This window comes from Njordella aestuarii (assembly GCF_056494165.1).
Map to the genome: position 1 here is coordinate 95128 of NZ_CM151397.1, position 19675 is coordinate 114802.

Annotated in this window: 14 protein-coding genes; 4 read left to right on the forward strand and 10 right to left on the reverse strand. The window is 50.7% G+C overall.

Features of this window, described 5'->3' with window-relative positions; all coding sequences use genetic code 11:
* Positions 1-173: 173 nt before the first annotated feature.
* The 3 genes from SH451x_RS00320 (at position 174) to SH451x_RS00330 (ending at position 4127) form a co-directional block, all read left to right on the forward strand.
* The gene (locus SH451x_RS00320; RefSeq protein WP_479360251.1) at positions 174-1991 is read left to right on the forward strand and encodes an ATP-binding cassette domain-containing protein; all 1818 of its coding nucleotides are present in this window, start codon (positions 174-176) and stop codon (positions 1989-1991) included.
* 199 nt (positions 1992-2190) lie between these two features.
* Positions 2191-3681 (forward strand): endonuclease/exonuclease/phosphatase family protein, encoded by a 1491-nt coding sequence (locus SH451x_RS00325; protein WP_479360252.1) that lies wholly within the window; start codon positions 2191-2193, stop codon positions 3679-3681.
* Positions 3682-3764: 83 nt separating this feature from the next.
* Positions 3765-4127 (forward strand): hypothetical protein, encoded by a 363-nt coding sequence (locus SH451x_RS00330; RefSeq protein ID WP_479360253.1) that lies wholly within the window; start codon positions 3765-3767, stop codon positions 4125-4127.
* 158 nt (positions 4128-4285) lie between these two features.
* On the opposite strand, the gene SH451x_RS00335 is transcribed toward SH451x_RS00330, so the two are convergent.
* From SH451x_RS00335 to SH451x_RS00345, 3 genes are all read right to left on the reverse strand, one after another.
* On the reverse strand, positions 4286-5326 hold the full coding sequence (locus SH451x_RS00335) for a four-carbon acid sugar kinase family protein (RefSeq protein WP_479360254.1): 1041 nt from the start codon (positions 5324-5326) through the stop codon (positions 4286-4288).
* Complete coding sequence (gene pdxA / locus SH451x_RS00340) at positions 5323-6324, reverse strand: 4-hydroxythreonine-4-phosphate dehydrogenase PdxA (protein WP_479360255.1); 1002 nt, start codon at positions 6322-6324, stop codon at positions 5323-5325. The genes SH451x_RS00335 and pdxA overlap by 4 nt, the downstream gene beginning before the upstream one ends.
* A gap of 206 nt (positions 6325-6530) precedes the next feature.
* Positions 6531-7265: a GDSL-type esterase/lipase family protein gene (locus tag SH451x_RS00345; RefSeq protein ID WP_479360256.1), complete on the reverse strand. Its 735-nt coding sequence runs from the start codon at positions 7263-7265 to the stop codon at positions 6531-6533.
* An 87-nt stretch (positions 7266-7352) separates the two neighbouring features.
* On the opposite strand from SH451x_RS00345, the gene SH451x_RS00350 reads away from it, so the two are divergent.
* Positions 7353-8297: a transposase gene (locus SH451x_RS00350; RefSeq protein WP_479360257.1), complete on the forward strand. Its 945-nt coding sequence runs from the start codon at positions 7353-7355 to the stop codon at positions 8295-8297.
* A 172-nt stretch (positions 8298-8469) separates the two neighbouring features.
* Here the strand turns inward: SH451x_RS00350 and SH451x_RS00355 are convergent, their stop codons facing one another.
* From SH451x_RS00355 to SH451x_RS00385, 7 genes are all read right to left on the reverse strand, one after another.
* A complete protein-coding gene (locus SH451x_RS00355; RefSeq protein ID WP_479360258.1) occupies positions 8470-9339 on the reverse strand; it encodes a hypothetical protein in 870 nt (289 codons plus the stop codon).
* Between the two features lie 258 nt (positions 9340-9597).
* On the reverse strand, positions 9598-11454 hold the full coding sequence (locus tag SH451x_RS00360; RefSeq protein ID WP_479360259.1) for an RHS repeat domain-containing protein: 1857 nt from the start codon (positions 11452-11454) through the stop codon (positions 9598-9600).
* A gap of 95 nt (positions 11455-11549) precedes the next feature.
* Positions 11550-13220, reverse strand: a complete 1671-nt coding sequence (locus tag SH451x_RS00365) for a GntP family permease (RefSeq protein ID WP_479360260.1) — start codon at positions 13218-13220, stop codon at positions 11550-11552.
* Between the two features lie 97 nt (positions 13221-13317).
* Entirely contained in the window at positions 13318-14175 is an 858-nt protein-coding gene (locus SH451x_RS00370) for a PIG-L deacetylase family protein (protein ID WP_479360261.1), read from the reverse strand.
* 239 nt (positions 14176-14414) lie between these two features.
* Positions 14415-15800 (reverse strand): DUF1552 domain-containing protein, encoded by a 1386-nt coding sequence (locus tag SH451x_RS00375; protein ID WP_479360262.1) that lies wholly within the window; start codon positions 15798-15800, stop codon positions 14415-14417.
* A 66-nt stretch (positions 15801-15866) separates the two neighbouring features.
* Positions 15867-18383 (reverse strand): DUF1592 domain-containing protein, encoded by a 2517-nt coding sequence (locus SH451x_RS00380; RefSeq protein ID WP_479360263.1) that lies wholly within the window; start codon positions 18381-18383, stop codon positions 15867-15869.
* Between the two features lie 202 nt (positions 18384-18585).
* A complete protein-coding gene (locus SH451x_RS00385) occupies positions 18586-19623 on the reverse strand; it encodes an endonuclease/exonuclease/phosphatase family protein (protein ID WP_479360264.1) in 1038 nt (345 codons plus the stop codon).
* Positions 19624-19675 lie beyond the last annotated feature (52 nt).

The following is a 19675-nucleotide window of genomic DNA, read 5'->3' on the forward strand; positions in this document are numbered from 1 at the left end:
CAGGGTTTTCATGAAAACCTCAAGTATTCTTGTGGTTTCAACGCCAATGATAGTTTTGGCACGATCCAATTGCCCTGTCAAAAGAGAGCTGTTTTGGGTAGCTTTTAGGATTCTTTCCCACTTGGCCACTCCTGCAACTTTGCGGGATTAATTCAACTTTAGACAACTCTCGAATGCCTCTCATCACGATTACAGATCTGACAATTCGTTACCGCGGCCCTGCTCTTTTGGATGGCGTTAACTGCTTGATTGATCCGGCGGAACGGATTGGATTGTTAGGCAGAAACGGAGCTGGAAAGACCACGCTGCTAAAAATGCTGTCCGGCACGGTCCAGCCTGATTCGGGGAAGATCATTTACTCATCGGGTGCAAAAGTATCCCTGCTGCCGCAAGATGTGCCGCATGGCGTCCATGGCTCAGTCCATGAAGTAGTTCTGGCCGGAGTCTGTGGCACGGCGGCCGAGCATGACGCTGCAACGGATCAATGGCGGCGCGAACACGCTGTCGATCAAATCCTCTCGCGAATGGAATTGGACCCGGAAGCTCGCTTTGAAAAAATGTCGTCGGGGATGAAACGTCGAGTTCTGTTAGCAAAGGCGCTGGCTGACGAACCAGACATGCTGCTGCTCGATGAACCGACGAACCATCTCGATATCCCTGCGATCGAATGGTTGGAAGGCTTCCTCGCACGTTGGCCCAAAGCTTTCATGTTCATCACGCATGATCGTCAGTTCTTGAGGAAACTGGCAGGTCGCATTCTTGAGATCGAAGGCGGCAAGCTTTTTGACTGGACCTGCGATTACGATACGTTCTTGACTCGCAAGGAAGCTGCGCTAGCTGCCGAAGAAAAGCAGAACGCGCTTTTCGATAAGAAGCTTGCGATCGAGGAAGCGTGGATCCGTCAAGGCGTAAAAGCGAGGCGTACTCGGAATGAAGGTCGCGTTAGGGCACTGAAGGCCATGCGCGAGCAACGCAGTGAGCGCCGCAGCGCGGTCGGTACGGCCAACTTGCAAATACAAGAAGGCGGCCGCAGCGGGAATTTGGTGTTGCATGCTGAAAACCTATCGTTTGCTTATGACGATCAAGTCATCTTGGATAACTTTTCGACCACGATCATGCGAGGCGACAAAGTTGGAATTATTGGCCGCAACGGCGCTGGTAAAACTACTCTTTTGCGAATCTTGCTTGGAAAACTTGCACCGCAGTCGGGAACACTCCGCGTTGGAACCAATGTCCAAATCGTCTACTTTGATCAGATGCGAGCGCAGTTGGATGAAGAAAAAACGATTCAGGACGATGTGGGTGACGGCTACGAGACAGTTAAGATCAATGGTAAATCGCAACATATCATTGGCTACCTTCAGGATTTTCTATTTACGCCGGAGCGTGCGCGAACTCAGATCAAAATGCTGAGCGGTGGCGAACGCAATCGCGTGTTGCTTGCCAAGCTGTTCACCAAGCCCGCGAATTTGATTGTGTTGGATGAACCTACCAACGATTTGGACGCGGAGACTTTGGATTTGTTAGAAGAGCGGCTAGTGCAATACGACGGCACGCTGATGGTTGTCAGTCACGATCGTGAATTTTTGAACAATGTCGTGACCAGTTCAATTGTATTCGAGAGTGATGGTGTTCGAGAGTACGTCGGCGGTTACGATGATTGGTTGCGTCAAACGAAGTCCAAGGCGAATGGTGGAGCGGAGAACAAGAAGTCAAAGTCGGGTTCGGTTCCCAAGGAATCCGGCAAAACTCCGGCCAAGCCTGTGGAAAAACTGACTTTCAAACAAAAGCAAGAGCTTGAGGAGTTGCCGAAAAAGATCGAAGAGACCGAAGCTGCGATTGCTGCCAAGCATGCGGAGATGGCGGCTCCAGATTTCTACAAGCAACCGCAATCGATCATCGTGAAAGAGCAAGCCGCGTTGCAGAAGCTACAGGCTCAGCTGGAAGCCTGCTACACCCGTTGGGAATCGTTGATGGAATTGCAAGTCTAGTGAATGTACCCATTATTTTGACCAATGGACCTCTTTTTTGTGATCTTATGGCGATGGCAAAAAGGCTAACCGTCGGAATTTATCGACTGTTGAGCCTCTGATAAATGATGTGGTACGACTATACTTGCAGTGCCCTAGATCGGATCAAATCATGAGATCTCGCATTTAATTTTCACTTTAGTCGTTTGCAATCGCTCCTATGCCAAAGAAGAATCTCCGCACTTTGATCGGTGCAATCTGTCTCGTGGCGGTCGTCGCTTTCGCCGTCGTATGGTTCGGACAAAGCCAGCCGTCGATAGAATCTGCTTCTGCGATTCCAGAAAACACGGTCGCCGCCCCGTCGGACGTTGTTGTTCCAACCCCAAATGTGCAGGAAAATACTGCGAACGTAATTGAGCCGGAAAACGAGAATCCGACAACTGCAACATCTGATGCCAAATTAGCTGCGACGCCGACGGACCTTTCCAATGCACCAACAGCGATCACTGTGGGCTATTCGCCGAATAAGCCGGAAGACATGGAACGTTTGCGGCAAATGGTCGGCCAGCAAGTCACCGTTTCGTTCGTCGTAGCAGCCTCTGGCGGTAAGACAAACGTGTATTTGAATTCCATCAAAGATTTCCGTAGCGCCGAATGCTTCACAATCAAAATACAGACGAAAGAAGCCGAGACGTTGCCGGGACGTGGTTATGAAAACTTTCGCGGTCAGATTATTAACGAGACGGTGACTGCGACCGGTGAACTGCAAGAGGAGAACGGACAACTCAGCGTGTTGGTGAGTGACATCGATTCGCAGATGATTCTGCCGCCACCGAAAGTCGCGCGGACTTTAGAAGACGCCCGCAATGATCCTCCTGGCCCCGGCTCGCCCTTTGCCGAAGTGACTCCGCTGTTATCGGAAATGGCACCAACCGCCATCAAAGCGATTGAATGGAACTTGCAATCTGGCCAAAGCGAACCGGAGCGGATCGCATCGCAATTGGCGGAGTTCAAGGACGCGACGATTTTCGGCTTGAGTGAAGTCTTGCCAAGTGCATTCGATCGATACTTAGCGGCCGTAAATACAATACCGGGACGTCACTTTAAAGATGTACGCGGCGGAAGCGGCGGTGACGATCGGCTTCAATTCATTTTCGACAGTGATCGATTGCAACTGGTTGCATCAAAAGAGCCTAGCGAGATGGGAGGCGTAACTGTCGATCACGGGAATCTCCGACGTCCGCTCGTTTGTGCATTTCGAGATACAACGACGAACAATCGCTTCCTTGCAGTATTAGTCCATCAAGCACGGGGTGACGAGGCGATGCGAAATGAGCAATCGATTGGTTTACGCGAATGGGCGCGCGGGCAATCGGAAGCGATTATTGTAATGGGAGATTTCAACTATGATTTCGACTATGTTAAGGGCAGCGGAAACAAAGCGTTTGAGGAACTGAATCGCGACAATATTTTGAAGTGGGTCAAACCAGACAAGTTTGTTGATACATGTTGGACCGACGAAAATCTAGATTTCGTCAACGACTATCCAGCCTCGATCTTGGACGGTTTTTTTGTCGCCGGAGCAGCCCGCAACTGGAAACCACAAACGCGAGTGATTGTTAGGCAAGACGATTTTCCAGACGATCTTACAACCAGCGATCACCGGCCTTACGAATTGATTGTTCATCCAGCAACGCCATCATCCCAATGATGTACTTCTAGCGTTGGCTTAATCCTAAAGCGTTAGTCGGTGGGGTTCCCGGTAGCAGCGATGCAGTCGAGCATGAGTTGGAAATGCGTTCTCCAGTGTATCATCTGGCAAACGCGACTGAGGTGCCGATCGATATAAACACTGGCGTGCATGACGGACATACCGGATCGGTCCCCGTTAGCCAATCGATTGCTGCATTCAACGCCATTGCAATTGCAAACAAACTTCCTCCAGTATCTGAAATCGAAATCGAAAAGTGGTTAAGTGCCGGAGCTGACGAGCAATCTACATCTGCAGCTATCGACGACGAAACTTATTCACGCGCCGTACTATTTCGCGCAAAAGCCGGAGTGGCTCGGCTGACTATTTTCGAAGGCACGCACGAAGACTTACCAAACGCTGGAATGGAGTTCCTTGAATCGATCCGCCGAACAACCAGTTGGTAATTCTCGCATGCAAGTCAGACCAAATATTGCAGATCCCAATGAAGATTTTCCTTGCAAAGTTGGTGAGCAGATTTCACAAGCTCTGCGAAACACTACCTCTACCGTAGGCCGGACCAAGAGCAGCGAGCAATCGTGTCCCCTATCCTTTCAGCAAGGCGTTATTGAATACTACCAAAATCGGCAAAATTTATAGGCCAAGAATAACTACCGGGTTTGATAAGTATCAGCGGTCCATCAGGCGGATGAAGAACCCCAACACCTGCTGGGCATTGAGCCAACGCTTGCAATCGCGTCCAGCCGCAGCTATCGATAAAGGCGCGAGCAGTTGCACCTCCTTCGATTGCAATGCAAAGATTCTGCTTGTCGGCCAACAGAGGCTGTGCTGCGGCGATTAACTCGGCAACTAAGTCGCGTTCTCGTTTCTCGACGAGGTGGCCGATGCCAAGCATTAAACGCGATGATTCTCGCCAAAGCGTCTCTGTGATTGGTGCACCTAGAGTCTTGACGACAAACTTCTGACGGCGCATTTCACCGGCACGCCCCGCCTCCCACGCAGCCAGACTTCCGCACAACAAAAGCATTCTTTCACATCTGATTTGAGACTTTTGTTGATTCGCGCAGGGACGCGAAGGTCCGAGCAAAGCGTTAAAAAAATCGGCAGCGCCTGATGCGAGTGTAGTCTTTGGTAAGGAAGATGGCAAATCTTCCCGAGACGCTACGAATTCTGGCGTGAATATCCGAGTTGATTTGCCGAGCAATTCTAGAACGCTTGAACTGCGGCGAGGGAAATCGGGATCACATCTGAACGACGTCTCATCAAGCGGAACTCCATTCACGAAATAGCGTCCGTCAATGATCACGCGGCCTTTACTTGGATTCGCAGGAATGAAAACGCACTCGTTATGCGCACCGGCATTCATCACCGCTTCAATTTCAGCTCGCACGTGGCCACGCAGTACGGAGTCGGTCTTCTTAAAAATCCAAGCCGGATTTGCGGCGGTAATTTGCTTTGTGACTTCGTGCATTATGCGGACCGCCTCGAGTTCACTCTTTCGCCGAGTGTCTGCATCCAATGCGATGACCTCCGCGACGCTACTCGCATCAAAGCGTGTCTGTACTTCAGCACTCCAACCACGCGATGCCGCTAAACCAGCTAATTCTGCAGCCCCAGAAAAATCATCAGCCAGAACGACTATCACTGTCCGCTCTCCGCGAGTTGCACAGCAAGACGCACGGCAGAGTAGAGACTATCGGGACGAGCTTTGCCCTGCCACGCGATGTCAAGCGCAGTTCCATGATCTACGCTGGTTCGAATAATCGGAAGGCCGAGCGTAGTGTTCACAGCGGAATCAAACGCGAGCGCTTTGACCGGAATGTGGCCCTGGTCGTGATACATACAGATGAAGGCGTCGGTCGATTTTCGCTTCCATGGCAAAAACGCGGTGTCGGGTGGCAACGGGCCTTCGATATCGTGGCCGCGAGTTCGTGCCGCTTCGATTGCGGGGATAATGATGCGCTCTTCTTCACGGTTTCCGAACAAGCCATGTTCGCCCGCGTGGGGATTAAGTCCACAAACGGCGAGCTTGGGCTTTCGACGGCGGATGCGCTCGAGTCCGGCGGCCGTTAGTTCAATAACGTCAAGAATGCGTTCCTGAGTCAGCAGCGATGGCACTTCGGCATAGCCGACATGAACAGTAACAAACGTGCAAGTTATCTCCTCGGAGTATTGCATCATGCACGAGCGAACAGCGTTGGTGCGCGCGGCGAAGATTTCTGTGTGGCCGGGAAATTTGATCCCCCCAAGGCTCATTGCTTCTTTGTTAAGCGGTGCAGTGGAAACGGCGGCAACTTCTCCAGCAAGAGCCGCGTCGATAGCACGGTTCACGTACGAATAACCCGCGAGACCGGTTGCAGCGTTGATGGTTCCGGGTGTGAAGTCATCGAGTCGAATGAACCCGAGATTAAGTACGGACGGCTCCTGAAGAGTTTTCACTGGCCAATCATTCGCGGCAATGACGGGGGCAGCGAATCGCAATCCAGCTTGCATTGCACAAGCTCGTAGTATGTCGGCGTCGCCAAAGATAATGGGCGTGCAACTCTTGGCAAGCTCAGCGTTCTTGAGCAGGTGAAGGCAGACTTCAGGCCCAACACCAGCTGGATCGCCCATGGTAATTGCAAGAACAGGTTTTGTAGTCATCGTATCAGTTATTCACCCTTGAGTAGTCAAGCGACCGCGCCAATCAATCGTAGTTCGTCATCCACCACCCGGCTTAAATCTTGGTTAAGGCGCCCGCTTCGTATGGTGTTCGCGTCACTGTATCGTCGGCAGCTAGAGCGCCAAGTCGCCTAGCTCAAAGCAGAGAAGCAAATGCTCAGCGGTAGGTTACCTAAACGGATAGGCTCTTACTTTTTAATGTCGGGAGGTCCTAACATCGGTTTCATGATCTTGACTCGCAATCGATAGCCTTCTTGGTTTGGGTGAACTCGGTCCTCGACCCAAAGCTCTTCGCGTGGCTGCCCTTCCGCAGTTAACATCGCGTCCCAAAGATCAACAAAGTACAGGTTGTCCTTCGTATCGACATACTCCTTAACCGCGAGATTTGCTTCTTTCCTTCGATCAGCTTGCTCCCAACGTCCTGGTCCTGGAGTAATGCTGGAAAAAGCGATCGGTACGTCGGGTAGTTTTGCACGCACTTTGCTTTCGAATGTCTTGAAATCCTCGAGTATTTGTGCTGCGGACTTACCATTGTTTACATCATTGCCGCCAACATGCAGCACGATCATGCGAGGTTGATACGGCGTAACAATTCTATCGACGAAGTGAACCAAATCGGATGTCTGAAACGAATCGATCCCTCGATTGATAACGGTATAATTTGGCAAGTCCTCGGCCAAAGTCTTCCAGCGATAAAACTGCGAGTCCCCAACCAAAAGTATGGCGTCTTTAGGTGGTGGCATCAACTTGTCCGATTCTTCGTATGCCTGCACCTTTGGTTCAAAACGATTTTCTGTAGGTGTCTGGCCAAATGATTCGATTTGCAGCGTCAAGAACAGCGACGCATAACAAATAAGAGCGCTGAGATTGAAAGGTATCATGTTGCCGATTGAACATACGCTGAGTGTGTTTCTAGTGATCATGGACTAAATCGCCGAATTTCTACGAGTAATCTGAAGAGTGATGTTCCACTATTGTAGCCCATTCGATCGAAGTGAAGTTCCCCAAGAATGGTAGACAGTGACTCACCTTATGTCAAAATGCTGACGGAGGATGAGTTGATGTCGAACCGACGTGTTTCTAGCCGTGATTACAAGCTGGCGGCTGTTAAAAAGGTCATTGAACAAGGCTTAACCTATTGCCAAGTCGCTCGGGATCTCGGGATCCGCGACAACTTGATTCATAACTGGCGCAAAGCCTTTGAGAAAGATGGAACTCTTGCTGCTGAAGTTCAAAACAGTCTTCGCTTCCGCAAGCATCAGAAACGGCCTACGGACTTTCGCAAAGGAAAGCGATTGGGATGGGACGATCACTTGGTCAGTTGGGTACGACCATCTCGGCCATCGTGGATGTCGGCTGAGCAATACGCAAGCATGCCCGAGAGGATTGAGCTTCGAGAACTACGTTACGTGATAAGTGCACCGGGGCGCAAGCAAAGTTCGATTATTGTCATTTCGACGTTTGTGCAAGATCAAGGCGAGCAAGGCGTGAGCTTTGAAGAGATCGCCGAGTTATATTCATTTCGTTGGAATGCGGAGTTGGATATCAGAAGTATCAAGACGTTTTTGAACTTGAATCATCTCCGCTGTAAAACCCCCGCGATGGTTCGCCTAGAATTCTGGACGACCATGCTGGCGTATAATCTGATCCGCGTTGTGATTGCGGGAGCGGCAGCGTTGCATGAGCGTCGACCGCGAGAAATCAGTTTTACGACGGCACGTCAATATGTGCTTGTTGGTTGGCTCAACGCGATGCTAAACTTGAGCGAAGCCGGGAGGCTGTCATACAGTGTGAGATTGCTCGAGCAAATTGCAGCTTGTTGCATCGCCAATCGCCCGGATCGTTTCGAGCCGCGCGTCGTCAAGAAACGCCGGGACAGTAATCGCTTGATGACGAAGCCGCGACCGTCCCTCCGGGCTAGACTACTAAAAGGTGATAACCTTTTCGAAACTTAACACTTACGTACGCAAAAGTACCATTCGTGGGTGGCACCTTTTGTCCTTACTACTAGGCGTTTTTGCACGTTGGTGCCGGTACCCATTTTTTGCGTACGAAATTATCTGCTTGATGACACCGAAGCCATTTCAACAGTGCCATTCGTGTGTGGCACCTATTGTTCTGTGGCACCTATTGTTCTGACCAATCTTCGTATTCAGGGTGGCTAGACACCTCTGCGCCACAGCTTTCAATTCGTTTCCAAAACTTAAAAAGAGCATAAGCAATAACAGTGCTAACTGTTGAAATTAAAAAAGCCATTGGTAGAAATGTCGCATAAAAAGCAATATTAGGATTCTCTCGAATTGGAAGGATCTTGAATTGAGTGGATAATTTGCCTAAATCCCTTAAATCGCCATCGAACACATACGTTTTGACTGTGAAATTGTCGCGTTGAAGATAGGGGAGATTTGCATTGCGCAAACTCCAGTGTCGTGGGAGAATAAATTGAACGGTCACAAATCCGTGCTTTGAATTGCGTGAAAAATAGAACTCAAATCCATTTTGCTCATCAAAATCCGCATAATAGTCGAGTACAAACTTATTCTTGCCTAGCTCAGGCTCAACTGTAAAGTGTTGCATTTTGCTTCCGGCTGAAATCGATGGTGATGATGCCCAATTCGCGAAAACTAATTCTGCATCAATATCAGTTTTTTCGACCTCTAATTGCCTGTCATTAAGCATCACTTGTGTCGGCCCTTTGTAGAACCTATCTGTTGCGTCTGTTGCGATAAGAACCGCATCCAGAACTGTGTCTTTGACATTGCAGTCAATTTCAAATGAGTCTGTAATGTGAAGATATTTTACGTGGTCCCCGTTTGTATCTGCCGTGAAATCGAACGTTAATACCCTCTCCTTTATTTCGTGATCAGGGGCTATAATTAGGTCTCCAATAAGGTCATGCAATGGAAACCCAGCATGGCAATTGAAGGGACCAGCTGCTGAAAGCAATACCAAGATCACTAGTCTACGGCGGAAAGAAAAGCTTAGCATTTTATACATTTCTGTGCAGAAGAAGTTAAGCCGATTGACAGTACAGCCAGTGTTAAGTAATCATAAGTCGAACTTTATAAAGTATTGTCGCCATCGAGGGTGGCCAGAAATTGGTGGTCCACCAAGCTTTTTCGTGGGTAACTTATTCTGGCATCACCAACAAAGGTAATTCTCGTCTTCTCCGCTCATCGGCCGCTAAAAACTGACGTTCTCTCAAAATTTCCAAAGTGCTTACCCACAAAATTCTGGCTCGACCAAATTAGTTATCTACCTGTTTGTCCGCTTAATTTGATCACGCTCGTACTTTTTTCCTTCCTCAAGATTTTTTGGCCAATATTTTTTATGTACATCTGTCACTTTGACACTTCGAAAGTAATCTTCAAGTGATTTCCGAGTTTCTCTATCTTTGTAATACATTACGGAATCTGGCATTTTGTCCTTATATTCAGTAAGGTGGTAACCGACCCCAACCTCATCACCTCCTTCATATTTCAATTTGCGAGCGGCTTTGAGGCTCAGTTCGATATCTTTCGATTGTTCTTGATGCCATACCATAATCAAATAAGGCAAATCAGCCAAAGCGTCTTCCTTGCTATTGTATGTTGGGGAAACATAGTCTTCGCCGAACGTGATGTCGCCAAGTGCAAATGTCCCATCTTTATAGCCAATCAAATTTATAGCATGAGACTTTTCAGTTCGAGTGACACCGGTTGCGTCTTTATATCTAATATAATTGTACGACACAACATAATTTGTCGTAATGTTTGGGTCTTGTTTATATTCAATAAACATTTGTGCCATATATGCAAGGTCAACGCACGCGCAACCAGGCAGCCGGTTTCCGTATTCATCTAGTTCTTCAGTTGAACTCCTTTTAGCTCCCCCGATCTTAGATTCTTTATAGAGTCGAATAAGATCGGGATTTGGCGCATAGTCTTTCAGAACAGTTTCCGCAAGCCCAAACGGGTCGAGAGCAGCTGCATTTTTGTTTCTAACATAACGCCTCAAATTCTCGTCACCAGCTGTAAACCCGATTGGATCTTCACTCAGCCACTGGCCAAGCGCAGAGTCGTACCAGCGGTTTAGGTTGTGCTGCATGCCGGTGGCTTCGTCGAGCTGCTTGCCAGTAAAGCCAAAGATCAAATCTACCGCTGCATTCGTTTCGGCCGTTGAAGCGCCGAAGGCATTATAAGTGCGATGGTTGGTTACCGATGTAACGCCGCTGCCTTCGTTCAAATCGGCGATGTCGCGAATCGTGCCGAGGTGATCCGACAGTGCCCAAAGCGTGTTGCCGCCCGAGCCAAGGCTTGTCACTTGCTCGTCGGCCAGTAGTTGATCAACGGAGTCAGCCCATAGGTAGCGGTGCGAGAGATTGCTCGCTGCCGCTCCGTCGTATTGCATCACCGCATTGATGCCTTCGTCATACACCCAGAATTGTGTTGTGGCTGCTCCGGCTCCTGCGCCATCGGCATCATACGTTCGCTTCACCAAACGATTCATATGGTCATAAGCGTAATCAACTTGCAATACAACGGAGCCCATCGCTGAGTTGCGGTTCTTGACGCCAGTCAATCGATTGCGATGGTCCCATTCGTATTCCTGTACCTTCCCAGTCGAGGTTTCCGTACGCTTGGTGCGGTTTCCTTCGTCATCATAGGTAAAGGTGAAGCCAGGAGCGGCTGAGGTTCGATTGTTGGTGCTGGTTGTGTAACCAGTCGTATTTCGAGAGCCGTTTAAATTATAGCCGTAGGTCTCGTCGGTTTGGGTCGCATGGTCGGCAGCGGTTAGCTGGCTGGTAGTGTCATACGTGAAAGTCGATACCCCCTCGATCGACGATGTGATCGAAGTCGGGCGTGACATGCCGTCATAACCATAGCTATAACTGGCAAGCGTCGTGCCGCCTTGGGCATGCGTCAGGCCGCTCAGGCGGTTGATTGTGTCGTAGGTAAACGTCGAACTTGCCACAGCGTTGCTGGTTCCGGTGCTTTGGTACCGAGCGATGGATGTCTTCTGACCAAGTGCATTGTACGCCATGACGACGTGCTTTGCAGTAACTGCATTACCACCTGATTGGTTTTGCTGCACGATATCGGTCATCCGCTGCTGGAACCTGAGGAGTGCCATTCGCGTCACCCAACGATCGTAATTGGTGGGTGACGCCGTTGGTCCTCTTGTCCATATTGGCGGTCATGCCGTCCAGTGAGCCGCAATCTGTGGTGTTACTTGAACGGAAGTAGCCACGCGCCCAAAAGGGTGACGATGAAGCCGACGATGCCCATGAGTGTGAGCGCGGCGGTGAATGTTTTTAGCGTCTGGCCTGCGGTCATGCCAGTCATCGTTGCTACTTGCCAAAAGCCGCTATCGTTCATCCAGGGCAGTGGCTTCGATCCACAACCTATCGCGAGTGCAAGATAGACCGGGTGGAACGGCAACTCCATCGTTTCCAAAACTGGAGCGATAATATCGGCCGATGTCACCATCGCGACCGTCGCACTCCCTTGTGCAGCTCGGATGATCGTCGTCAAGAAAAAAGCGGTAAACAGCAACCCCCACGGTGTCCGAAAGTTCTGGAATTGATCGCCGATCGCATCCGCCAACTGAAGTTGTTGCAGCGAAGCCCCGAAGGCGCCTCCCGCGCACGTCAGTAGTACGATCGTGCCTGCATCTGCTAGTCCTCGAGAAACAGCTTTGCGGACGCCTTGAGGAGCTCCATACGTTTTCAAAATCCAAATGGCAAGCAACGCTGTTAGGATAAAGACAAGTGTCGGGTCATTGGTAGCATCGATCCAACGGCTTGCATTTTGGAGTGCTGCGTTGTCACTATCCTGAGCCAGGAAGGTAACGATCTCGGCACTTCCCAGCACAGCAATCGGTATCCCAATGGGCAGAGCAGCCAGCGCTAAGGGGATTCGTTTTGCGGCAATGCTTGAATGTGGAACTTCGGCCGACTCGCCCGCAGGCAGTTGATCGATTGATAGTTGCACCCAACGTTTGCATAGAACCCCGTAGCCGAACCCAGCCGTCGCGGCGACACCTCCAACGATCGTCCCAGCCAAAATCATTGTCCCTACGCCGACTTGCATTGCGGCAGCAACTAGTAGCGGCCCTGGCGTCGGTGGAACTAAGGAGTGAGCCATGGTTGCGCCCACGATAATTGCCATCACCGCCGTCATGAAGAAAGCCGGCTTTTGACGGCCTATCGCCTTGGCCAATGGCAACAAAAGATAGAAAACATTGTCAAAATAAACGGGGATTCCGAGTATAAACCCGCTCACGGTTAAAGCCGGCGCAGTTCCGCGAGCACCACATAACGCGACGATGGCCATGACCAATCGCGTCGCTGCTCCGCTTTCAATCAGGCAAACTCCGACGATCGCGGCCATTGTGACCGGTATCCCCAAACGGCGAAATGTCTGAGCAAAACCATCTGCCAGTTGACTCCCGAGCCCAGACCAAATCGTCAGTCTAGTCGATTCATAAGCCGTCACCGCTACGAAAGAATCTCCCTGTTTTAACGAAGCCAGTTCGGCGTCCGCTGAGTACCAGAACGCGATATCCTTGTACTCGAGAGCTGTTGTTTGTTCTGACGTGGAGGCTATGCTTTGCCGCCTAAGCAAGATTTCGTGCGAATGCTGGATTGGCTCACCTTGGGGCCAGTGATAGTATGCTCCATCATCAATCGCATGCAAAGTTCCAATCGAATTGCCCTGTACTGCGGCTACGGGTTGGCGAAATTTCTCCAATCGGTTTTGTAGCTTGATTGGCTCTGGAGTTGCAGCGAGCACGAACAAACTGGCCAAGAGCAAGCCGATGATTGGATGCAGACGCAGGACGAGAATACACAGCAAGACCACCGCGATTCCGATCATAGCGACGATCAATACGTTCATAATGAATTATCGAGGGCTATAGCGTTTGCTGTGTGATCGGCGATTAACACGTCGGTGGCGGTGAGTAGCGAAGGCAGCCACAATGCCAGTATAACTATCATTCGATATTGCGTGGAGGCTGGCTGTCAACGAACAGCGATTGGAGGGCTGCGGCTTGCGAACCATCTGCCAGCAGTGATTGTACAAGATCTTGGGTACCGATTGGTCGCGGGCTAACAAAAGTCTCACCAGCTTCATAGCCAGCCGATGCGCCTGCAAGAATCGCGGCGGCACGCAGCCGATCGATTACATGCGGCCTTTTCGCGAACTGGCTTTTGAAACAGCGAATTGCAGCAAGTTTCGTTTCCATGTGATTGGAAATATCCATTGTGATCTGCGCGTCGGTGCTCTGCGGCGTCATCGGTTCCAGCGGGATTCGAAAATAGAGTTGACGCTGGATTACAAACGGTGGAAGGCCCGCAAAGTGTTCGTCCCATTTGCTTAAGCGACAATAAAAGATGGCTGCATCTGTAATTTGGACCGCTTGATAGTGATCGGGTGAAGCGAGCGGAGTCTTACTGCCAAAGCCGATCACAATTCGCGGACGCAACAATCGCAGCTCTTGAGCAAGTGCAATGCGTGTCTCGAAACTGTCCATTAGTCGACGGTTAGGAAGGTTCATGATCCGTCGGTAAGCAACCCTAAGCGTCTCCCCAGCCAGCCGCGATTCTTCCAGACGTTGCAACGGTCCTGTACTATTGGGAGTCGGCTCGCCATCGGTCAAGTCAACCATAGCGACGCGATAGCCCTGAGCGGCCAGTGCGGCTAATGTCCCGCCACATGCGACATCGGTGTCGTCGGGATGCGCGCCAACGGCCACGACATCAAAACCGTTTGCCGATCCAGCACCTCCATGAGTCGATAACTGCTGAAGAAGGTTCGCTGGAGGTGTTTCGTCAGGTGGTATAAATAACATAAGTAAGTAACATTCCGCTGTTACAACGATGCGTCAGCGGAGCGAGTTGCTGGCCTAGTCCATCACTATGGAATTGTCTTAAAATAACTTCCGCAAATCAATTGTAGCGGTACGGGCGCGAGCCCTCCGGTTTTGTGACACCGGACGGCTTGCGCCGTTCCGCTAAAATTGGAAACTGTTTCGGGACAATTCCTATGGTCAGTTGCAGGAATGCTTAATCTTCTAATTGAGACGCCGCGTTAGCTGAGTAGTTGACTGTCCAAGTTGCCGGTGGAGTCGCCGAACTGGTCGATCGAGATTCCGGCGTGTCGTAACATGGTTACAAAAAGGTCAGCCATCGGTGCTTCTTCCAACTGCAAGTATCGGCCAGTTTCGAATGCTCCTCCGGCAGACCCTGCCAGGATAACAGGCAGATTGTCATGAGTGTGACGATTACCGTCAGCGATTGCTCCACCGTACACGATCATCGAATTATGAAGGATCGAATTGCCATCAATGTCTTCTGTCTTGGATAGTTTTTCCAAGAAGCTCGCAAAGCGTTGCATGTAATAGCGATCGATTTCTGCGACTTTTGCGGCGAGATCTTCTTTACGCTGGTTGTGCGTCAAGTAATGGTGGCCTTCGGTGATCCCAATGTCTGGGAAGATTCGGTTGCTGCCGTCATAGGAAAGAAGCAGTGTTGCGATTCGAGTCGAATCGGTTTGGAAGGCGAGTGTCAAAAGGTCGTACATGATATCCATGTGCTGACCAAAGTTACTAGGAATTCCGCCTGGAGTGGCCAATTCCGGATCTGGGACATCGCCAAAGAGTTCCGCCGACTTGATCCGCTGTTCGATGGCACGAACACCGTCCAGGTATTCATCCAGCTTACGACGATCGACCAAGCCAAGTTCTCGTCGCACACTGGCAGCGTCGTCGAGCACAAAGTCGAGCACTGATTTTTGCGATGCTTGGCGAAGCTCCATGTTGCGTTGACGTTCGCCATGTTGCCCCTCGCCGAACAAGCGTTCGAACACGAGTTGTGGATTTGGTTCAGGCGTCACCGGGGTTGTAGGTGAGCTCCATGCGAGATTGTACTGGTAGGCACAGGCATAGCCCGAATCGCAGCTGCCCGAATTTCGGATAGCGTCGCAGGAAAGTTCAAGTGACGGGAAACGAGTCAAATGGCCGTAAGACTGAGCGGCAACTTGATCAATGGATGTACCGACATAGATATCCTTGCCGGGAGTCTTGCGGGCGCGGGCACCTGTTAGGAATGTGGCATTTGCTCGCGCGTGGTCCCCTGCTCCGTCGTTGCCGGGTGTTGCATGGTCGTGCTTAAGACCTGCCAAAATCTGAATGTTTTGCTTGACGGACTCCAGCGGCTTCATCGTTGTGTTAAGCGTGAAATTCTTGGTGTCGCCTTCGGGAAACCAATGATTCTGCTGAACTCCGTTCGGAATTGACATAAAAGCCATGCGGAGCGGAGCTTTCGTTGTTTCCGTTGCTGCCAGCGCCATTTTGGCAGGACGCAGCAGTGACTCAAACGCTGGAATTGCGACACAGGTACCGATTCCTTTGAGGAATCTACGACGATCCGATAAGGTTCGGGTTTGATGGACCGATTTGTTTCTGCTGGATAACATCGCTAGGTTCCGATCGAAAGTCTTGGAGGGTGTGAACGTTTGTTGTGGGCTAATGCAGGTGCAATATTAATGGGAATTAGATATGTCTGTTCCCGCAACTGCTTCGGGTGGCAAGCTGCGGCGTTGACGTTGAAACGCTGGAGAGGTGACGACGGATTTCAGTAAGACGCTAAACTTGCCATCATTGTGGTCTAATTGCTGAACGATTTCCTCGATCGCATATTCATCGCTATACTCCATTCCGCGTCCTAACGCGTAAGTCATCAGTTTTTGCGACAGGCATCGATAAAATTCTCCGCGATGATTGGCCACGAGGATCTTTTTAAGTTCGTGGACAGATTTGAATGTCTCGCCGGTCGCTAGCTCTCCGGATGCATCAATGGCTTGGTCGTGCTCCGATTCACGCCACATGCCTAACGCATTGAAGTTCTCGAGAGCTAAGCCGAGTGGATCCATGCGAGAATGGCAGGATGAACACAAAGCCGATTCACGGTGCGCTGCGAGGACTTCGCGTAGGGTCGGTTCACGATCACCAAACTTACCCGCCGCTTCCTCAAGCTCGGGAACATTCGGCGGCGGTGGCGGCGAAGGCAAACCAAGCACATTTTCCAGGATGAAAAGTCCTCGTTTGACAGGCGAAGTTCGGGTTGGATTCGAAGTGACGACTAGCATGGTGCCCTGAGTCAGCAGGCCACCACGAGGACTGCCCGCTGGCAGCGTCACTCGTCGCATTTCTTTCCCTTCGACGTCAGGGATATCGTAGAGTGCTGCAAGTTTTTCGTTTACAAAGACATAGTCGCTGTCGAGGACTTCCAGGAGGCTGTGATCTTCGCGGACGATAAACTCGAACATCATTTCGGTTTCGCGTTGCATGGCTTGTCGAGCATCATTGTCGAACTTGCTAGTTTGCGTGCGAATCTCCCGGATGCGATTGCGAACCTTTTGAAGCTCTTCGTCATAGGGTGATGGCTGTCCACGGCCTCGTCCGCCTCGCTGTCGCAAGGATGCTAGCAGCGAATCGTATTCTTCGCCAAAGCCCAACACAACAACGGGGTCGAGCGACACATGTTCGATGTCACGGCTGCGTAGCCACTGCCCCGTAAAGTTTTCGATGAATGCTTTTGATTTATCGTCACGTAGCATTCTGGCAAGCTGAACATCCAATTGGTCTCGAAGCTGTCCGTTCTGAGCCAATTCGAATAATTCTTGATCTGGCATCGTTGACCAGAGAAAGTAGGACAGACGTGAAGCCAGCGCATATTGATCTATCAGTGGGAATGTGCTGTCATCGTTTGCCTCGACATTCTCGATGCGAAATAGGAATCTTGGGGACGCGAGAATTGCCACCATCGCCTGTGATATGCCCGCTTCAAATGTCTTGTTAGGCATTTCGTAAACGGATTCTGCGAGGTCTACCAGCCGCTCCAGTGTGGGCTGATCTGCTGGGCGGCGATACGCTCGAGTTAGAAACTTGCTTAGGACTTCTTCCGCATATTCACGGCGATCGGCTTGCGATGTAGGTGGTTCGTCGCGTGGAAAGAAGCGTTCGTAGTTCTTGGGATGTGTCCATTTATCGACGCCCATCGGGCCTTCGACATCAATATGTGCAACGCCGAGCCCCACGAAAGTATCGTCGTCTCCGCTTTCGCCTTCGACAGGCGCGTCGGGCAGAACTGTCGGTTCTAATTCAAAAATGAACTCATGTTCGCCGGCGGTCAATTCTCTTGTAAAGTGATACTCGCTCAGCTTGTTTTCGTCCCACCCATATTCGTCTTCGTAAAGCTCTTCACCATCTGCGAAGAGCTTTAACTTGCAGCGCGTGGGATTAAAGAAGAACGAGCCGAACGAACGAATGTTGACGTGCAAATCATACTTGCCAGTCGTCTCAACGCTAAACTTCTTGCTGATCTTGATCGGCGTGCCGCAATCTAATCGGGAGCCCTTCGTTGAGCCATCTTCGTTCAGGAACTCGCTACCGTTGATTCTAGAGATTGGCGTAATCTTACAAACGGTTGGAACTGCTTCTTGTACGATCTTGCTGGCAGACTGTAGATACTTCTCCATTAGCAACGGCGAGATGCTAAGCACATCTCCCACATTGTCGAACCCAAAACCTGTATCCTCGGGTGGAAACACGACTTCCGCGTTGAAGTCGATGCCCATGAGATCTCGAATAGTGTTCCGGTATTCCGTTCGGTTCAATCGACGAACGGTTACTCGCCCCGGATCAGGATTGCTGGGGTCGATGCCAAAGACTCCGGTGTAGATCCATTTACTCAGATGTTCGCGATCATCGTCCGTTGGCTTCGTTTCGCCCGCTGGCGGCATCAAGCCAGCACGGACGTTTTTAAGCACACTCCACCACAAGTTGCGATTCGCGAGTAACTCTTGTTCAGTACTCGTATCAAACGCCAATCCGCCTTCGTTCGCTCCACCGGCATGGCAGTCGTAGCAATGCGTTTTCAGCATCGGTTGAATGTCATGCAAGAATTGTTGTTGCAATTCGGTTGGTTCAGCGGCTTGTAACGCACAAGGAAGCCACAGCAAGGCAAGAATTGGAGCGAAGCGAGCGGTTAACCTCATAGCTGAACCAACGTTGGGCAGTAGGGAGGAAGGAAGGTATCGGTCGGAAGGCAGTAAAGATGCCCGTTGCCGCACCCTATTGTAGTCGATGGGACCTTTGATTGTAGCAAAATTGCGCGACGGAGGAGTAGGTCAAATAGCAAATGAGCAGCGGCAGGAGTTGGCACAGGGATGTGCCGATCTGGCACTCAAGGATTCGAACTTACTGCTTTGTTTCAACTGTGGCGGGTTCTACGTCGGTTGTGAGGAGCAAAAAGTCTAGAATAACCATGGCATGGTCGGAGTTCTGTGTTCGTTGGGCCTGGTAGTCATGAACTCGAACCGACTCGTTGCAAAGAACGTGGTCGACTCGAACACCTCCCAACCAAGTCGGCAACGGGACGAGCGTAGGCGCAAGACCGAAACCCAACGACGCATCCCTCAACTGGCCCGCTTGCAGAAGCTTTGCGAATCGTGGTGACCAAGGGCTTAAATTAAAGTCTCCGCAAAGCATTCTTCTCTCGCCTGCCCTGAAGCGCTGCGCCAAGGAGATCATTTGGTCGTCGCGCGATTCCGTTAACGCATTACCAAAAGGAGGCAGCGGATGGGTGAGAATCAGATGAAGCTCTGCGTTCTCATCTTGATCAAACTGTATGTGAGCGTCGATCGACGGATTCGACACATAGCCCAACGAAATAACGTTCAGTTCTCGCCACGGATGTTTCGACAGTAAAGCAACTCCCGTGTAATCGGGTGCAGCAAGAATCTTTTGATAGGGGTACTGATCTTGAACTCCTTTGAGATAAGGCTCCCAAGCATTTTGAACTTCCATCAAGTACACGACGTCCGCATTGGCGCTGAGGATCGTGTCGAGTGTTTGCTGGAACTTCTCGTTTGTGCGCAACACATTGTAAACTACGAGACGGCGGCTTTTCCCTTCAGGCACGCCAGCCTGTTGTCTGTTCAACGGGAGGCAGTACGGGGTAAGCTTGATCGCATGAAAACTTATAAAGGCCAGCAACACGGTAAAAAGGACTTTGTGGCGTTGACGCAACGCACGTATCGCTGCCGGGATCAGCATTGCAAAAAACTGGACAGAAAGATTCGATACGATGTCAGCAATCCAGTAATGCGCGGCAAAGAAACTCACAACTGTTCCGATGATCGCGATGGCTGCGGATAATCGAATGAGTCGGACCAGCAGCGACGGTCTGGGAGCTGCAAGTGGAGCGTCTAAGGCTGCGTTCGAACTGGCAGGCATAACAAACACCGCGTTATCGTTACAGAATGGTTACTCAGGACAGGCGGTGTCA